The organism is Candidatus Harpocratesius sp. (genome assembly GCF_054039255.1).
Map to the genome: position 1 here is coordinate 37,761 of NZ_JBPLBG010000008.1, position 18,562 is coordinate 56,322.

Consider the following 18,562-nt stretch of genomic DNA (forward strand, 5'->3'; position numbering starts at 1 on the left):
GGAAATTTTTATTTAATACCACGACACAATTATTAACCAATGCAAAGTTAATTTTTCAATGGAGAAGTAACCATGGCAGATAAATACAATATAAAAAATGTAGGAAAAGTTGTTCTGGATAAAAAAACATTAATGTGTGATTTTTCAGTTACTTCAGATCAATTTTTTGTAATGTTTGGCAATCTCGCTTCATCAAATTTGCCAAGAAAAGTAATCCAAGATGCAATTAAGAAAAGTGGAAAAGATGTAAAAATAGGAAAGAAAGATTACAATCCACTAAAAAGTTTCTTTGAGCAAGTTCAATCAAGTTCTGAACGAATGGAATCTAGCACACAAATGGGTTTTGATGCAAGTGAAGGAATGGAACGTGCTGAAGCAGAAAAAATGAAATCTGAAGGTGGTAAACGAGAAATTGAATATCAAAAAGATTCAAGTACTGGGAAAATTTTTACACATGATAAAACAACTGGAAATAAAGAAGGCGAAATTATTTTAGGACCAAAAGGTGCTGTAGGAGAGTTGGTTCCATTAGAAATCATTGAAAAAGTTGAAACTCATTTTGAATTTAATGGTGAAGCCGATATTGAAGAAGATAGAAAAACCAGTGGACTTTTCAAAGTGATTAATCCATCTTCAACAGATAAGATTTGGGATATTGATGTATCTTTCAAAAAAGAGAAATCTGCTTCAATTGATGAAAATGTTTCTATAAAGAGTTTAGAACCTGGAAAGGAATATGAAATTGAATATGAAATCGAAGAATTTGAAGAACCTGCTTTGAAATTAACTGAATTTATTTCAACACAAAATGATGAATCTATCGAAACTTATTCTTTGGCACCAGGTAATGCAAACAGAATTCTCTTTAAGATAACAGCTAAGAATACAACTGATTATGATTTAAAAGATATCAAAATAAAAAAGGAAATTCCAGAAGGGTATATGAATATTGACATTGTAGAAACTTCAAATGGTCAAGCAGAAACAGATATTGATAATTTTGTTGTTTGGACGGTAGATACCATTAAAGCTGGTTCTGAAGTAAGTTTGAAATTAAATATGTCAATTGAAGTCCATTCTGCAGAAGAAAAAATAAATACAGGAAAGGTTTTTGTAGAATATTTTGCCACGAAAGCCTTAACGGGTATCCAAATTGATAAATTTGATGCATACAGTAATAACTTTGTGGGTATGGAAATTTTCCAGCAAGATTCTAATCCAGATAAATATGATTGTAGAGTTATTTTTGAAAATGAATCTGATTTTCAAATGCAATTAGTAAATTTAGACATTGTAAATGCCACTAATAATGAAAAAGTGCTTGATATAGATCCAGGGGAAATTCCTCCAATTGCTTCAGGTGCCCGATGGGAATCTGTAGAGTGGGAAACAGAAACTGAAAATGGAGAAGAACCGAAGTTTTATAAAACTGTTGAATTTTTCCTTGTTAGCGATCACAAAATAACTACTATGAGTTCTATAACCATTGATGATATTGAATTAGCTGTTGCAATGATGGATGGAAAATTGAGATATTCGATAAGTTCTATTGCATCATTCCAGCAAAATACATTTGAAGTTCTTCATCAAGTAAAAAATACCGGTGGTGCTGATTTAAATGAATTAATAATTGAAGATCGTATCCAAAGTGGTTATATTCCTCCAAAACCAGAAGAAATTGAACTTTTTATTGTTAGACCTCCTGAAGATTACAATCACGAGGGATTAGATGAAGAAGAAGAAATCGATTGGGAAGATTTAGGTGAACAAATAACTGTTGATCCATCCTTTATAGAAATAGAACCTGCTACTGAAACTTCTGATTCAGAACACTTAATAAAAATCTCCTTAACCGAATTGCGGGATAGTGCTTTTGGAATGTTCTTGCCTGGAATGATAATAAAAGCTAAATATACAATTATAGCAGATAAACCTCCACGTGATACTGAATTCGTTTCTAATGTGAGGTATTTGGGTAATACATATCCAGCAGGAGCTCAAATTGAAATTATCCCTGAAGCCATTACAATTCCAGTGGTTCACGAAAGGAAAAAGATTCGCAAAGGCAAGCGTATCTCTGCTTTGGCTAGTGAAGGTGAATATGAAATTGTACTACGCTTAACTAATACAGGTGAAAATGTTTTAACTAAAATCGAATTGCGTGATGTTGTTCCTGATAATTTTGAATATGGAGATTATAGTGAAGAACCCTCTGAAGTGAAAAGTTTAGAAAAGAAGGACATGTTGGTTTGGGTAATTGAAGAAATTGCTGCTGGTGATACGGTAGAAATTCGATATAAAATTACTGGAACTGGTGAAGATTACAAAGCTAGCGAAGCCCAATTTTCTCTTTAAACATATTTCTATATTTTCAACAGAAATTGTTTTTTATTTTTTATTTTTATTCAGAAATTTAACTAATCTTTAATATATGGCAATTTTTTACTGATCACACTCGTTCAAAAAAAATTGTGTAGTGAAAAATCTTAAATCTTCATAAAATTCTGCACTGATATAATTACACCAATTTATATTATTAAACTAATCTACACAACTATAAGTATGAGAAAATATAGATGAAGAGAACAACAATTTCAAAAATATTGCTAATATTTCTTCTTTCAAGATTCGTAATAAATCAAAGTTTTAATTTTAGTGCTTCTAGTGAAAAAGATATAGATTTTAAAAATAAAAAAGCACTATGGATTGAAGATGCATTTAACACACTTAATAATCAAAGTTATAATCGGATAAAAGCAATAAGTTATTGGCACGAAAATTGGGATAATGGGGGGATAGTTGGGGAATCTAAAGTCCGACTTGATTCATCTATTGAAGCCACTACTGCTTATAGAATTGGAATTTCTGATGATAAATTTATCACTGAAGCAAAGTGGGAAAATACTTCAAACGGAGTAAAATTAATTCCAAATTCTGATGGGATTTATCATAGCGCATATCCTGATTTCAATGATTCAGAAGATAGTATTACCGCTGATGTCATCACTGATTTCCAAGAATTAGTTGGAAAAAAAATCGTATGGGCATATTTTACTAACCCCTGGATGGAACATATTGAGTTTCCCGCCGAAGCAGTGGATATTATTCATAGTTTAGGTATTATCCCCTTTATTCGTATGTTTCCAATTAGTTCTTATGAACGACCAACTCCTGATCCTGTGTATTCTTTGCAGAAAATCGTTGATGGAATGTATGATAGTGATCTGAGATTTTGGGCTAATGATGCAAAATCTACAGCAATTCCACTCATTATTGAATTTGGCACTGAAGTTAATGGAGACTGGTTTGCATGGAATGCTAAATGGAATGGTGGCTGCAATACTGGACCAGAACTTTTCAAAGCTGCTTATCGGCATATTATTGACCTATTTCGGGAAGAAAACGCCACTGATATTACATGGGTCTTTCATGTTGATGATTATTTTGAATTTGATGATCCTTGTACAAATATGAGTGTTTACTATCCTGGGGATGATTACATTGATTGGATTGGAATCAGTATTTATGGTTCATTAGATCGTTTTGATCATTGGGAATCCTTTTCAAATTTGATGGCAAAAGCCTATCCATATTTTTCATCAATATCAACAAATAAACCCTTGGCACTTTTGGAATTTGGCGTTATTGAGCCTGATTATTTCATTATTTCAGCTAGTGCGGTTCTAATTAGTCTTTTAATTGGAATTTGGGCAATAATAATCATTATTATTAGAAAAAATAGAAGAAAGAAAAGCTTCATTGACTGATATTGAAATAATAATTTTTTAACTGCGAATAAGTTTTTCCATGAATCTTTTTTTCAAAAATCCCTTTTTCAAGAATATATCCTATGTTCTTCAAATTAGAAGTTTGTTATCTGGCTAGTTAGTTATCTGGTTAGTTAGTTATCTGGCTTATTTATTTCAGAATATTCACTTTCTGATTCGTCCGTTCTTATAGATTCGTTTTCTGAAAGGAAATTCTTTTTGTATATTGGTTCGACCATTCCGTATTCCGTATCTTGAATTGCGGTAATCGTTTTATTATATCCTCCAAAAATCAGTTCTCTTTTTTTATCCTGGTTAAAATCACTTAACAATAAACAATTCAATGTATGATGGATTCTGTAGTTCCATTTCATCTCAAAGAAGGCAGGAGATTTTCCAGAAAACTTAAATGCTTTAAGTGCTATATCGCCTTCACCTAAAATCATATCATTATTTTCATCTCCATCAATATCACCCAGTATTAATGCAGTTATCCTGTCTTTAAACTCTTCTTTGTGAATTAAATTTCCATTAGGATCAATAATAAACAAAACCTTACTATTTCCTCCAGTAACAATATAATTTATTCCTTTATCATCAAGTGGTCCAATATCAACAGCCAGTAATTCTTTATCTGTCTCAAAAAGCCATAAGGGTTTGCATATATCACAAGAGAAAACTCCTAAACTCCCTCCTTTGAATAACACTAAGATTTCATTTTTTCCATCTTCATTGATATCTGCTACTTTAATGATATTTACTCGTTTTTCTAATTCTCTGACCCATAATATTGATAAACGTTCTGGAAAGAGTTTTAATGCATGAATTGTCTGATCCCATGAGCCTACGATAATTTCTAATTCTCCATCTCCAGTAATATCTGCAATTTCGCATGTATTGACAAAGTGATCAAATTCATAAGAATATAATTCATGAAATTTCTTATCTGAATCTAAAAATTTGTAAATGTGGAGGGATTTGTCACCTCCACCCACAACTAATTCATCAAATCCATCTCCAAGTAAGTCTCCTAAAGCAACACATCGCACCCATTTATCAAACTTTATTTTTTGAAGTTCCTGTAAATTTTGATCTAGTAGATATAAATATTTATCTTGGGATCCTACTGCGATTATTTGCGTTTCTTTAATTTTTCCTACTGCAAGACAGCGAATTACTTGTGAAAACTTATGTTTGCCAATTAATTTTGTGTCTAATCGAATCATAGGTCTATAGGATCTCCGAATTATAGGATGCTTAATAACTTGAACAGATTCCATAATATAATATTTAAACAATTTTTAGTTTTATTTCAGCATGTTATGTCGATCTTCCATGATTTTCAAGTTATGAAGTATTGTTCTCTATTATTAAAAAGAAGAGGCATCCTAAAAATTTACAATAATAGAAAAAAAAGTAAATTAATAATTTTTTAGCCAAATTACAAAAAAAAATTTCATCCATTAATTAGATTTATTACTTTGGTATTATTTGTGCAGAAATTCGAGCAAATCTGGTCGTATACTTCCAAATTTGTTTGGCTCTTGTTCTTAAAGTTACTTCCGTTATTCTTGCAATTGAGGCAATATTAGTCTGTGTTCGTTTTTCTTCAGTATCTTTTGCGGCCAAATAAAGAACCGCAGCAGCAATTCCTTTTGGATCCTTTCCAATACGTGACATTCCTGATCGTTTAGCAATAAAAAGTAATCGAGTTGCTTTCTGCTGAATTGGCATCGATAAATGTAATTCATTTCCAAAACGATAGATTAATCGATTACTGGAAATAGGACTATATCGAAGTCCCAAATCAGGTAAAACCCGTCTTACGATAAGTGCTAATGCTTTATGTATTGTGCGTAGAGGTAAAATTGAACATTCAACCACTTCTTCCATCAAACGTGGGTATTCATGTACTCTAATTGCTGCGTACATTGAAGCTCCAATAAATGCTTCAATACTTCTTCCCATTGTTAGTTTTTTCTTTGCAGATAATTTGTAAATATTCCAAGCAGTTTCTTGAATAAAATCTGGAATATCTAACCGTGTAGCAATGTGGTGTAATTTCGGTTTAGCTTCCCAATAATTTCGCTCTAAAGAATTAATCAACGACCCTTGAATTTTGTTCAACCGAGAGAATAATGCTCTTTTTTCTGGATGGAGATGTCGACCTCTAGAATCTGTGTTATATTGACCAATTACAGTTCGATTGCCAAAACATCGCCATAGTGGTTCTGTTCTCCTTCTTGAACTAATTTCATCTGCATTATAAGCGCGTCTTTCAGCATTAATAAGATTGGGTGCAATTACCATCCCACAGTTAATGCACACATACTGGCTCTCATGATTCAAAATGATATGAGGATTGCCACAGCATGGTTCTTCATCATACTCTTGGTACTGATATGGTTTAATGATTTGTCTACTCCCCCTGATAGATAGGAATTTCTTGCAAGCATTTCGAATGGAACCACTCGAAATTGATTTAAACGGGCATATTATATCAAGTCAAAAGTGCCTGTGGTGAGAAAATTTGCTTACTTTATTCGTAAATTCCCCCCTTATATAGTTAAGCCACAATTTATAATCAATAGAAATATTGATATTATCATTCGTGATTTAATAATAATCAAATATTATAGACTGATCTGTGTGGAAGTGTAAACTAGTTTTTTATTTTAATTGAGAATTCACAATTTTTAATAATTTATTGAGATGTTAGAAATGAAACAAGAAAATCATAAAAATGCTGATGTGACAAAGATCAAGGGTGGAATGATTATTAGAATTGCCGTTTGGGTTTTAATTATGTTTGGTGGCGCGATTTTAGGAATAATTGTAGATCAATCTCTTTTTCCTTTTTTGTGGAAAAGTATTCTATTCCATATACTTTCTATTATTCCAGGTATTTTTCTAATGTGGACTGTTTTTCGTACCAGCAAAATAACAGGGAGGTTCTTGGCTCGTTTTGGGCGTGAAGGAGATATTCCACGGATGGAAACAAATAAATTGGTAACAGATGGCATTTATGGTTGCATGCGCCATCCTATGCATTTAGGTCTACTTTTCTTTCCATTGTCATTCGCTTTATTAATTGGATCTCTTACTTTTATAATTATAATTGCACCTTTAGAGATGCTTTTTATCTTAATGTTAATAAAGATCGTGGAAGAACCAGAAGCAATTGCTAAATTTGGGGATGATTATTTAAATTACATGAAAAAGGTGCCAATGTTTAATTTTCGGATAAAATGTTTAAAATACTTGTTCAATTTGGACAAATCCCAAAAATAGATAATGTTAATTAATCCTTTTTTTTTTACTTAATTTGCCTGTTGATTATGTATCAATGTATCACTTCAAGAATAGGGGATGAATTATCATTCATCATTAAAATTTCTATTTGTAATCATTATTGAGATGTTATATTATAAATTCTATAATTTATTATTAAGGAAGCAAAAAAATTTTTAGGGGAAAGAATCAATCGTTTTATATTGATTCTTTTATAAATTTTGAGCGAAAAAACGTAGATGAATAAAATGGAAACTCAAATGTTTTTAATAAATCAAGGCAATCTTACTCCCTTGAAGAAAGCCATTTTTACTTCTGGTGATGCTTATTTGGTTGTAGATCATGAAAATAAAAAGATTTACATATGGCTGGGAAGTAAATGCAGTGTCGATGAGAAAGCTACCGCAGCAGTAGAAGCTCGACGAATCGATGATGGTGAAGTCTTTAATGGTCAAGCAAAGATTATTACTATCGATGAAGGTGAAGAGTCACCTGAATTTATGCGTCTTGTACAGAATTTAAAAATTCTAGATAAAAATTTAGCTAAAACTATGCTAAAAGACGTAAGTACTGGAGAATTTGCCGGACAAGCAGAACATGTTGATGCACTGTATCGAATTTCTTCTGAAGAATTTGATGGAATTAATGCAATAAAATATAATCAGGTTCCTTTTGAACGTGATTCACTCGATAGTGAAGATTGCTTTATTGCTGATTTGGGTGTCGATATTTGGATCTGGCAAGGAAAGGACAGCAATGTCAAAGAAAAAGTTAAAGCTATGCAGTTTGCTCGTGAATTTGATGCTGATCGAGCAGGAGCTCAACGACCTCGATTATTTATTGATGGTGAAGATGATGATGAATTTATGAAATTGTTTGAAGGATATCGACCAAAACAAGATCGTAATACAGTTGATTTACATCCAGAATCATTTGATTCTTCTACAAAATCTGAACCAAAATCTGAACCAAAATCTGAAATAAAACTTGAACAAAAATCAGAACCAAAACCAAAAACAGAACCAACATCAGATGTAAAACATGAGCGAAAACCTGACCCTACCATATCTTTACAAACAAATGAAAAAGTATTGATTCAAAAAACAGATGGAAGAGTAACCTGTCCAAAATGTGGAAATACAAATCGTAATTTAATTCGTGAAGTCGAAGATAGAAGTAATATCATAATGGACTATCCTGTAATTTATGGAAAAAAATGGGTTTGTGGAAAATGTGGCGCTGAGTGGCGTAAATCTTCGATGTAACAGTCAAATTTAAAAGATCATAAAAAATTTGATTAGTTTGCTTTTTTTTTATTTTAATTCAAAGAATAAATAAAATTCAATCTCCCCCCTTTTTTGTTGTTCCACCTTTGATCGTTTCATTTTTCATCCTCTTCCGAGTTTAATACATCATTGTGGCCTTTTTCAACCGAAACTGTGATAAAGAAAAATGTTGGAAAGTTGAATCCAGTCTCTAAGATTTACACTTAAATCGTTTGTTTCGTCTCTTTGCCTGTTCTGGGCGCCAGCAATTATATATAATTATTAAACTTATTCCCATCAACCGCATTAAATAATTACGATCATTAGTATGGACATTCGAAGGTGGATCGTTACTATTTAGATCTTTGAATCCTGTTTTAATTTGCCAATGCCAATCATATTTTCTACATATACCAACACTCCATCCGTGTAGCCATTTATTACCCTTTGTGGGGTTTAAAGTATTATCATCACCATGATTTCTTTTGTTCATATGGTGAGAGTGAGCTTATCCTTTAAATAATCGGCAAGAATTTCCCATAACCTTCGTCTCTGTCGATTTGTAAATATTATGGTGGTTTGAAGGTGATGTTGGAGATAAAATTTGGCAAGAGCTCCTTTAATTTTATATTTTCGGATATAACTGCCTCCATTTTCTAAATAATCTATTATTTCTCGTTCAATTCCATTCAATTTTTTATAAGGGCCGATAGATTTGATTGTTCGAATGCATTATTAAAAAATTAATTCATTTGTGGGAAACCCTCTATCTCCCATGGCATAATCAACATATAGATCATTCAAAATTAAGCGATCAATACAATTTAGGCTGAATGGGACGTTTGAATGATGTTTCTTGATGATTTCTACTCTTATATATAATGATGAATTTTTACTTCTAATCATTAGAGCGCTGTATTTTCTACGTCGAGAAGTTCCTGGTTCTTTATTACTCTTGTTTATATATTGATTGCCATGATATTGGGCCTTTCCATAATACCATATATCATTATCATCAACAATAGCACAGAGTTCCTTACTGATCAGTCCGTTTTTTTACGCAAAGGTGAGTTAAGCACCGAAAATCTTGTTCCTTGATTGCTTAGTAATCCACATCGGCAAAAAATGAGGATATTTCCAGATTTGGTCTCCATTTGATACAAGATGTTCTTTTTGAGGGATATATCTCCTTTATATTGTAAAGTTTTCATTTTTTTCCTGCGATGTCGATTCGTTTCAAATCGTGCTTCTTTATTTAATTGATTGAAAGCTTCATCACTGGACACATTTAATTACCTATTAAAAAGGAGCACTCCCAAAAAATCTTTAGCATTGTATTTTTTGCCGATAACACTGGGAAGATGAAATTGTTTTAAAAATAAAAGTGTAAAATCCTATAGTTTAGCACCCCAATATTCAATTGTGCACTTTTCATCTCCTACATAGAAGTGTTAACCGATTTAACTTGTTGGAATGGCTTTGATCATTACAATTAAGAGCGGGACATTTGTAAGGTTTATGGAAAAAAAGCGAATTTCATTGTTGGCTGAAAATAAAAAGAACTCATCTTAACAATTTTAAAAAGCTCTACTTATAATTATTCTTATAAACGTTCGATTATCTGATTTAGAATTATTCTGATCAATCAAGTTTAAATATCTAGGCCATTTGATTGATAAATGACTTATTAAACTTTATTTAAATTTGATTTCAAATTTTGTGTTTTTTCAGAACAATCGATAAAAAAGTGTCATTTAAAGATTGAAAATCTGATGAAATCGAACTAAAATAAGATAATAAGTTAAAAACATTCAAAACATTAGGAAGTGATATTTATTAGCCGGATAGATGAAGTAGGATTAGCAGAACTAAGAAATATGCTAAAAGAGGGTAAGCCTTTTAATGAAATCATGACTGATGTTATGAAAATTGGTGTAGAACTAGCAAAAAAAGTAGGTCATAAGGATTATTCGTCATTTGAAGAATTTATGCTGGAAATAAAAGAACATAAATCGCCGCTTTATTACATTGATGAAGATGTTATTACTGACTTTGAAAGCGGAGGCACTAATCTAATAGGAGTAAAAAAATGCCCATTTAAAGATATAATGAAAACAATGAGTTCTTCAGGAACAGCTGATGCAAATGTAGATACAGTAATGAACGATCATCATACGCGCGAAGGTACAAACGATAAATTTATTGATTTGGGTTGTTATGTTGCTCAACAATTGCGCCAAATGATTATATCATCACTAACTGTAAATGGAAAATATCATTTGAACTACATTCATTTAGGGTGTGATAAATGCACAGGAAAGCGTACAATTAATAAAGATGATTTAGAAGCAATTAATTTCGACCAAGCTAAGTTGGAGAAGCTTCTTGAACAAGTAGATTGTGTTTACGCAATTTCTTATAAAGAGGGAGTTGAAGAATAAAAATGTCAGAATTAAAAAAACAAGTATTTTATAGAGTAGTCGAAGTCTTAGAAGAAAAAATTAGTATGTCGGCTTACTATACTGTAGAATTAGCATGTCAAAATTTAGGTCTTACACCAGAAAGTTTGAGTGAACAAGACTTACCGAGGTTAGTGAATGCTATTATTGATATATATAAGGAATATTACCCTCATAGGGTTTCTGATATCGGAAATCATCTTTCAATGAAACTATTACAAAAATTTGATATTAAGAAAAAGAAACGGAGACGATTCTTCAAATTCTTTTAAAAAGGTGATAGAATGAGCTTCAGTTTTATTGCGATTTCAAAAACAGGAATCCCGATGTTTGAATATCCTCTAAATAATGGAGAAATCGAAGAAATGAATATAAATTCAGTTCTATTTTCTGGTTTGTTAAGTGCAATTAATACACTTTCAATTGAAGCAACAGGAGAAATGATAGGCGATATAAAATTTGGAGCAATAAAGTCTACATATTCAAAAGATGAATATGATAATTTATATGTTGTTCTAACTGGTGAAGAAATTTCAACTGAAATATTGAAACAAATTCACGTGGAAATGAAAGCGTTATTTATAAATTCATTAAAACAATTAAAACTTGATATAAATCCTGAAAAAATAGAAAAAATTGAAAATAGAAATATAGATAAAACTGTTATTGAATCTATTTTCAATCCTTTCTATAGGATGTGGAATAAGAAAATCCACTTAACTGTAAATTGTTAGTGCGAATAAGTTTCGAGAATCTTTTTTAAAATTTTTGAGGTTATAATCTTTTTTTATATATCTTAAGTCTACAAATTGTTAATTTTTTTTAAATCCAGTCTTGAAGGTTATGATTTATTTCACAATAAATAACCTCCTTTTTTCTTTTTGTAGAAACAACGCATTTTCTCTTATACTTCCTTGCATCTCCTTCTCAATGTATGTCCTCAACTTTGATTGATACATAGTTAAGCTTGTTTTCCAAATTTTAGTGCCACTTTTAATTTGTTGCTTGCGGTAAAATTACCAACAATTGAAAAGATATGCGCGTAGATATAACCGAGCTAACTGCACAGTTGGATGATGATTTCTGAACTGATAAATCTCACTCTATCAGATGTTATCATATATCTTAAAACGAATCAAAAATCCCATTTATACTTGATATGCTGATTAGTTATTAAAATGAGGGCTTAAAATCAAAGTTAATATGATTAATCCTAAAAATTATTGTCAAAATATCCTAAAATTATTCAAAGACAGAGGAATTCTTGTATTTACGCCTGAAAAAACTAAAAACAACTTAAAAAAGCCAAAAAAGAAACTATTTTTGAAAATAAAGGGAGAACTCAAACTTTCACAACATGAACTAAGAATAAAAAGAACCGAAAACGAAAATTGACACGTTGTTAGGTTCATTTATTTCTTCGAGAAAAGCAGAGATTAAATGATTTAAAATGCGCCTATTGACAAGAATTACTATGTTTAGACAAAATATATGAACAATTATATGGATTAATTGCGACTATTACCCCACAATAATGCTCAAAATCTTTTGTGTACTTAATAAAGCGACATTACAAAATGAGATGGCAATATAAGACTGCGTTTCGTGATCTAGATCTCCACAAAGAACTATAGATGTCAAACGATGACGAAACTGTGTTTTTTGCTAAAACTAATAAATATTTACTCTTTAATTTCTTGCAATTTAAACGAAATCAAGTTTTCTCAAATATTCAAATGACGTTCTAAGAATATCGAGATTGGTTTGTGGATGAATTTGCTCAGAGTACTAATTTAAAACGTGCTGTAATTTCATTAAAATCTGGTGATAGATGAGGAAAATGTGAAAAAAGTTAGTTCATTGAGAACTCATCAAAAAAAGTTCTTAGTATCAAATAATCTGATTGAAAAATGATAACTGATAACTATTTGAATTTTTATTTTAAATTATTCCTGTTGTTCCCAGCGCCATTCGCTACCGCATTCACCACAGATGTATTTCTTACCATAAATAACGGGATAATCATTTATTATGTGATCCTTATCATCAACTTCTCGAATCATATTTTTTCTATAATTTCCACATTTTGGGCATGTTAAGCGCGTGCCCCCATTTTGAATCAAAATTTCTGTCATAAAATACACCGATTTGATAAATTTACTAAAATTCAATTTTGGAATATTTAAAAAGCTTCACTTTCAATATAATTTCTTTTAGTGAAGATCAAATTTGATAAGAATTGGATCCTTGAAAGTCTTTATTTTCAATGTATTTATTGAAAAGTAACATAATCAATTTTACTTACAAAGGTTGAACATTATGTCGAAAGTTGAAAATAAAAATAATCAAAAGAGAAATCCACTTTTTACAATATTTATTATTGTAGCAATAATCGGATCAACAGCTTTTTGGTACTATTCCTTATATTCACCTACGTATTTTTCAGGGTACGAAGGAACAGGTTATCATACTATACCAAAGAGTGCAAATAATATTACTAAAATTAGTATTGAATTGTATGCAGATGTTGGTGAATTCTCATTTTCACTTTTACCTGAATCAAGTTCTAATGCAATTGAAATTGATTGGGATTATTCGTATTTTTTCAAAAGCGAATATAATTCATCTGAACAACCAATTATCATCAATATTTTTAATGAAACAAGAAATGGCGTGCTATACTATACTATTATTGTCAATTTTGAGGAAGAACTTAATATTTTTCAGTTATCAAATTTAGATTGTCGAATCAAATTAGCTCCAGGATTTTCACTTTATAACATAACAGGAAATGTGAAAGTAGGAGGAATCAATATGGATTTTAATAATATTCAATTTGGAGATATTGTACTTTCAAGCGACACTTCAAGTTATGAATGTAATATAGTGGATTGTAATTTCACAAGTTATCTGTCATTAAAAACTAAAGTTGGCTCAATTATGCTTGATTTGGAGGATATTCGCTTTTTAAATTCAACTTTGGTGAACTTAGAGTCGTCAGTAGGAAGTATTGAAGTGGATTGGGCTCAAACTGAGCAAATGATTTCTGATGTTGACTTTATCTGTGTTACTGAAACAGGCAGTATTGAAATCACAATCGAAAATTCTTTATATTTTTCAAAATTTGATATAATCGGAAAAACTTCTACTGGATCAACAGACATCAATTTGACTTCAGGATTACATATTGAGGAAAATCACTATCAAACTGATGGATTCGAAGAACTTTCTTTACCAATCACTTGGATATATGCAACTACTTCAGTTGGCTCTATTGAAATTAACGTTGATTTAAATCCTTAATTTTTTTCTTTCAAGGTTATTTTTTTTATAATCTCCATTTTCCACGTTCATAAAGTGCATAAGAGATTTTCGCTTCATGCATTGCATCATCATATGCACGATGTGCTTCTCAATATGTCTGCTTTGGATAAAGAAATTTTCATACATCTTCAACTTTTAATCATATATCTTTTATTCAGTTATATCCTCTGTATATTTTGGAAATATCCAAAATAGGGGTTTAAGTTGTAATAGGTCAAGAAAATTCACATGAGAATGAAAAATAACATGATTTTAAGAATCATAAATCGAATACTTTATTGTATGCTGTTATTGCGAATATTGATCAAATATTTAGTAATCATTTGAACTAAAATCAAAAAACAGTCTCATATCTTCTGATCTGATAAATCCGAAATTATTTATCAAGATTTCCAGCAATTTCAATAGTTCTTGTCCTCTTTCTATTGTTTTCGGATCTGTTTTCAAATGTTTTGCATGAGAAACTCCTGCCCGCTGCCGTTTGCGTAAAAATAACTCGTTTATTATGTCATTTAATGTCAAACCTTCAACAGTAGATTTAGTATCAAAGAAAAGTGAGAAAATAAGTTCTTTTTCCAAATCATTTTCTACGACACTGTTAATAATTAACTGGATTCTATTTAACATTGAAGTTTTTTTCATTAAGATTTCTTTTCTTTTTTTCTCAATTTCGCTAATTTCTTGCTCAATTTTATGTAATTCATTTCCCAGATTCTTAAGGGCATAGTTAAGTTGCTCATAATCTATGTGTGCTTTTGTGGAAGCTGTTATCGCTGTTTTAGGATCATGTTCTAATTCACTAATGCCTTTTGCTAAATCTTTTGGAGTATTTTCCACAGAAATATGAAAATAATTTGGAGTGAGATCAATTTGAGCGGATAAGGCAATGTTGGGAGAAATGCGATAGAATTGTTTTTTTTGATCATCAGAACCTCCAACTTGTTCTACTAAACCAAATTCTACTAGTTTATCCAAGTGTTTTTTAATTGCTTGTTTTGAGACACCTAAATCAATGGAGAGATCTGAAGCGTATCGTTGGAATTTTGAAAGTTTGGAGAGTATTTTACGTCGAATATCATTTCCTAATAATGTATAAAAGAGATTTTCGTTGAAAGTGCCATCTTCTCTATACATTTTTGAATGAGTTTTCTTAATTAGGATAGGTTTATTTTTTACTGTTGTAATTGCTAATGCTTTTTTTTCATTTGAAGTTGTTTCTGAATTATTCCCTTTTTTTGTGGACACAATTTAACTCTCCAAATAGATAATTTAGTAATTTAAGAGAGAGAAAAAAAATAAATCTTTCTTCTCTCTTCTTCTTTTTTTTCCTAAGAATATAGATCTTTCGGTAAAGATCCATCTAATTTTTGATATGCCCGTTCAGATCGATTTGAGGATTTCATCACATCATTCATAGCTTCAGCAAAATGTTCCGTTTTAATGCTAACCATTTTTAATTCTTCTTCATTAAGGTCACGAAAATTTACTTTTGTAATATATTCCCTAATTGCATTTTGGGTTGCTGATTTGCATAAAGCTTCAATATCAGCTCCTGTTTTTCCTTCCATTGAAGTTGCTAATGATTCTAAATTTACTGATTTGTCTAGCGGTAGATTGCGAGTGTGGATTTGAAAAATTTTTATTCGGGTTTCTTTATCTGGAAAAGGAATTTCTATTTGTTTACCGAATCTTCCAGCCCGCATTAATGCAGGATCGAGAATATCAGGTCGATTGGTTGCAGCAACTAAAATAACATCTCTTAGTCGATCTAATCCATCAATTTCTGTTAGAAGTTGGGAAACTATTCGTTCAGTGACTTGACTGCTTTCTCCCTTTCCGCGTATAGGGGCAATAGCATCAATTTCATCCATAAAAATTATACAAGGTGCTGCGGCTCTAGCTTTTCTAAATGTTTCTCGAACTGCTTTTTCACTTTCACCTACCCATTTACTGATAAATTCAGGACCTTTTACAGAGATAAAGTTTGCTTCACTTTCATGAGCTAAAGCGCGTGCTAAAAGAGTTTTTCCTGTTCCTGGAAATCCATATAATAAGATTCCTTTTGGAACCTCAGCCTGTAAGTAATTAAAAATATTGGGGTATTTTAAGGGCCATTCAACAGCCTCTTGTAACTCTCTTTTTGCTTCATCTAATCCCCCCACATCATTCCAAGTTTCACTTGGTGTACTAATTAAAACTTCACGCAAAGCTGATGGCTCAATTGTATTTAATGCAGTAAGGAAATCATCTTGGCTAATGTGTAATTTTTCTAAGACTTCTGGAGGGATAATTTCTTCATCTAGATTAATTTTGGGTAAAATTCTTCTTAGAGCAATCATTCCAGCTTCTTTTGCTAGTGCTTGAATATCTGCTCCAACAAATCCATGTGTTTTTTCAGATAAGTATTTTAAATCAACCTTTTTTTCAAGGGGCATTCCCCTAGTATGAATTTGGAGTATTTCAAGTCTTCCATCTTTATCCGGAACTCCAATTTCAATTTCTCGATCAAATCTTCCAGGTCGTCGCAATGCTTCGTCTAGGGAATTTGGACGATTTGTCGCTCCAATAACAACCACATTTCCACGTGAATCTAATCCATCCATCAAAGCTAAAAGTTGAGCAACGACTCTTCGTTCGACTTCACCTTGAACTTCCTCGCGTTTTGAAGCAATTGAATCAATTTCATCAATAAAAATTATTGAAGGTGCATTTTTCTGAGCTTCATCAAATACTTTACGTAAATTTTCCTCAGATTGGCCGTAGAATTTAGACATAATTTCTGGACCTGATAATGTAATAAAATGTGCATCAGTTTCATTTGCCACAGCACGTGCTAATAATGTTTTACCTGTTCCTGGTGGTCCATATAGAAGCAAACCTTTTGGCGGTTGAATGCCTAAACGATTGAATAATTCTGGATGCCGCATTGGAAGTTCTACCATTTCTCGCACTTTTTGAATTACTTCTGCCAATCCACCTAAATCTTCATAGGTGGTTCTAGGAACACGTTGTTCAAGTTGTTTGGAATCAATTGGTTTTCGATCAATAGCTATCTCGGTCCCTCTATGGATTTGGACTGCGTGAGCTTTCGGGGAAATTGATTTTACCATAAAATGAACAGATCCACTATAAATATCAAAACTAATCATATCTCCTTCCATTACAACGCGATTTTCTAATATTTGAGCAAATACTTCTACATTTCGAACACCAACAGGTCGATCAATAGGAGCAAAAATAATTCGATCTGCAGGAACAACTTTTATTTTTCGAATTATTACTCGCTCGTCAATCGATGCTTTTAAATTTCGTCGCAATGAACCATCAATCCGGATAATATTTGTTCCTGTATCTTCAGGATATCCTCTCATAACTAATGCTGCCGTTTTTCGGCCAGTTACTGTGTTTTCTAATTCAATTCCATCACCTACATGAAGATTTAGTCGTCTTTGGACTTCAGGATCTATCCGTGCAAATCCACGCCCTGCATCTCGTCGTTTTGAATCAGAAATTCTTAAATATGCTTCCTTTTCTGAATTTGGATTTGGTTCTCCCATTATATGTTCCTCTCGAGTTAATTTTTAAATTAAATTTCAAAATAGAATTCTTTTCTTTATTATTTATAGTAAAACGCTGAAAAAAAGCTTTAGGTTAAGATGAAAATGGTGAATGAATGCAACGATATTTATTTTTTTTGACTTCTCCAAATAAATACTGGTGCTAAAATCCAAAAAATCCTTCCAAATATTACAGCAACAAACGAATAAAATCCCGGAATTGCTAAAATAACTGCAAAATATACTACACCTGTTGGAATCAAAGAGATTCCAATAATTAAATTAAACATCTTGATTTTTAATTTCTTATCATCTACATTCTGAGATATCATTTTAAATAATACCCATATAGATTGAGCATATAGCAATAATGGAATAGCCATTAAAATCATTGTTATTGAAGAAATATTGGCTGAAACTATAACCATTGGTGCAGAATCCCATTGGGAAGGAGATAACACATTTCCTACTTCATCTTGAATTATTAATTTATCAGTTATAGATGCAGTAATTGCTATAACTAAAAAAACTGAGCCAATAATGTAGATTTGCTTCCAATTTAAACCAGAATAACCTTTAACTACTATTTGAGTTGAAAAATAAATTAAAAACGCGAAAACAGTGATTAAAATTACTTGCATATCTCGAATTCTATTATCTATGAAAAACCATGTTTCACTATTTGCAGCTGTTATCCACATAACTAAATCTGCCATCGTATAGAAACTCCAAACAAAAAAGCTAATTGCATAAACTAAATTCAACTTTGTTTTCTTTGCTTTGTAAATTTTTATTCCTAATATCCAAAACAGTGAAATCTCGATCAATTTTGGTATTTCTGTAAAATATTCGATAGATGCATATACTGCTCCTAACATTAATAATTATTTTTCATAAGT

The 18,562-nt window shown here is 31.3% G+C and carries 16 protein-coding genes; 8 read left to right on the forward strand and 8 right to left on the reverse strand.

Going from position 1 to position 18,562, the window contains the following annotated elements; all coding sequences use genetic code 11:
* Positions 1–72 precede the first annotated feature (72 nt).
* Both ACXLDF_RS02090 and ACXLDF_RS02095 read left to right on the forward strand, forming a co-directional pair.
* Positions 73–2,355 (forward strand): COG1470 family protein, encoded by a 2,283-nt coding sequence (locus ACXLDF_RS02090; protein WP_457556835.1) that lies wholly within the window; start codon positions 73–75, stop codon positions 2,353–2,355.
* 221 nt (positions 2,356–2,576) lie between these two features.
* Positions 2,577–3,767: a glycoside hydrolase family 26 protein gene (locus tag ACXLDF_RS02095; protein ID WP_457556836.1), complete on the forward strand. Its 1,191-nt coding sequence runs from the start codon at positions 2,577–2,579 to the stop codon at positions 3,765–3,767.
* A gap of 134 nt (positions 3,768–3,901) precedes the next feature.
* On the opposite strand, the gene ACXLDF_RS02100 is transcribed toward ACXLDF_RS02095, so the two are convergent.
* Both ACXLDF_RS02100 and ACXLDF_RS02105 read right to left on the reverse strand, forming a co-directional pair.
* Positions 3,902–4,993 carry an FG-GAP-like repeat-containing protein gene (locus ACXLDF_RS02100; protein WP_457556837.1) on the reverse strand — a complete coding sequence of 364 codons (1,092 nt, stop codon included), beginning with the start codon at positions 4,991–4,993 and terminating at the stop codon, positions 3,902–3,904.
* Positions 4,994–5,243: 250 nt separating this feature from the next.
* Positions 5,244–6,077, reverse strand: a complete 834-nt coding sequence (locus ACXLDF_RS02105; protein ID WP_457556838.1) for a transcription initiation factor IIB — start codon at positions 6,075–6,077, stop codon at positions 5,244–5,246.
* Positions 6,078–6,488: 411 nt separating this feature from the next.
* On the opposite strand from ACXLDF_RS02105, the gene ACXLDF_RS02110 reads away from it, so the two are divergent.
* Together ACXLDF_RS02110 and ACXLDF_RS02115 are read left to right on the forward strand one after the other, a co-directional pair.
* Complete coding sequence (locus tag ACXLDF_RS02110; protein ID WP_457556839.1) at positions 6,489–7,058, forward strand: methyltransferase family protein; 570 nt, start codon at positions 6,489–6,491, stop codon at positions 7,056–7,058.
* Positions 7,059–7,306: 248 nt separating this feature from the next.
* Entirely contained in the window at positions 7,307–8,323 is a 1,017-nt protein-coding gene (locus ACXLDF_RS02115; protein WP_457556840.1) for a hypothetical protein, read from the forward strand.
* 211 nt (positions 8,324–8,534) lie between these two features.
* Here ACXLDF_RS02115 and ACXLDF_RS02120 read toward each other — a convergent pair whose 3' ends face one another.
* Together ACXLDF_RS02120 and ACXLDF_RS02125 are read right to left on the reverse strand one after the other, a co-directional pair.
* On the reverse strand, positions 8,535–8,816 hold the full coding sequence (locus tag ACXLDF_RS02120) for a hypothetical protein (RefSeq protein ID WP_457556841.1): 282 nt from the start codon (positions 8,814–8,816) through the stop codon (positions 8,535–8,537).
* Between the two features lie 550 nt (positions 8,817–9,366).
* Entirely contained in the window at positions 9,367–9,609 is a 243-nt protein-coding gene (locus ACXLDF_RS02125; RefSeq protein ID WP_457556842.1) for a hypothetical protein, read from the reverse strand.
* Positions 9,610–10,149: 540 nt separating this feature from the next.
* On the opposite strand from ACXLDF_RS02125, the gene ACXLDF_RS02130 reads away from it, so the two are divergent.
* The 3 genes from ACXLDF_RS02130 to ACXLDF_RS02140 all read left to right on the forward strand — a co-directional run bounded on the left by ACXLDF_RS02130 (position 10,150) and on the right by ACXLDF_RS02140 (position 11,516).
* Positions 10,150–10,764: a hypothetical protein gene (locus ACXLDF_RS02130; protein ID WP_457556843.1), complete on the forward strand. Its 615-nt coding sequence runs from the start codon at positions 10,150–10,152 to the stop codon at positions 10,762–10,764.
* Between the two features lie 65 nt (positions 10,765–10,829).
* Positions 10,830–11,054 carry a hypothetical protein gene (locus ACXLDF_RS02135; protein WP_457556844.1) on the forward strand — a complete coding sequence of 75 codons (225 nt, stop codon included), beginning with the start codon at positions 10,830–10,832 and terminating at the stop codon, positions 11,052–11,054.
* Positions 11,055–11,066: 12 nt separating this feature from the next.
* Positions 11,067–11,516: a hypothetical protein gene (locus tag ACXLDF_RS02140; RefSeq protein ID WP_457556845.1), complete on the forward strand. Its 450-nt coding sequence runs from the start codon at positions 11,067–11,069 to the stop codon at positions 11,514–11,516.
* 1,212 nt (positions 11,517–12,728) lie between these two features.
* On the opposite strand, the gene ACXLDF_RS02145 is transcribed toward ACXLDF_RS02140, so the two are convergent.
* Complete coding sequence (locus ACXLDF_RS02145) at positions 12,729–12,917, reverse strand: hypothetical protein (protein WP_457556846.1); 189 nt, start codon at positions 12,915–12,917, stop codon at positions 12,729–12,731.
* 184 nt (positions 12,918–13,101) lie between these two features.
* Here ACXLDF_RS02145 and ACXLDF_RS02150 point away from each other — a divergent pair, with 184 nt between their 5' ends.
* Positions 13,102–14,085, forward strand: a complete 984-nt coding sequence (locus tag ACXLDF_RS02150) for a hypothetical protein (protein WP_457556847.1) — start codon at positions 13,102–13,104, stop codon at positions 14,083–14,085.
* A gap of 333 nt (positions 14,086–14,418) precedes the next feature.
* Here ACXLDF_RS02150 and ACXLDF_RS02155 read toward each other — a convergent pair whose 3' ends face one another.
* The 3 genes from ACXLDF_RS02155 to ACXLDF_RS02165 all read right to left on the reverse strand — a co-directional run bounded on the left by ACXLDF_RS02155 (position 14,419) and on the right by ACXLDF_RS02165 (position 18,541).
* A complete protein-coding gene (locus tag ACXLDF_RS02155; RefSeq protein WP_457556848.1) occupies positions 14,419–15,351 on the reverse strand; it encodes an ArsR/SmtB family transcription factor in 933 nt (310 codons plus the stop codon).
* 83 nt (positions 15,352–15,434) lie between these two features.
* Positions 15,435–17,663, reverse strand: a complete 2,229-nt coding sequence (locus tag ACXLDF_RS02160; protein WP_457556849.1) for a CDC48 family AAA ATPase — start codon at positions 17,661–17,663, stop codon at positions 15,435–15,437.
* Positions 17,664–17,791: 128 nt separating this feature from the next.
* Entirely contained in the window at positions 17,792–18,541 is a 750-nt protein-coding gene (locus ACXLDF_RS02165) for a hypothetical protein (RefSeq protein WP_457556850.1), read from the reverse strand.
* Between the last annotated feature and the right edge of the window lie 21 nt (positions 18,542–18,562).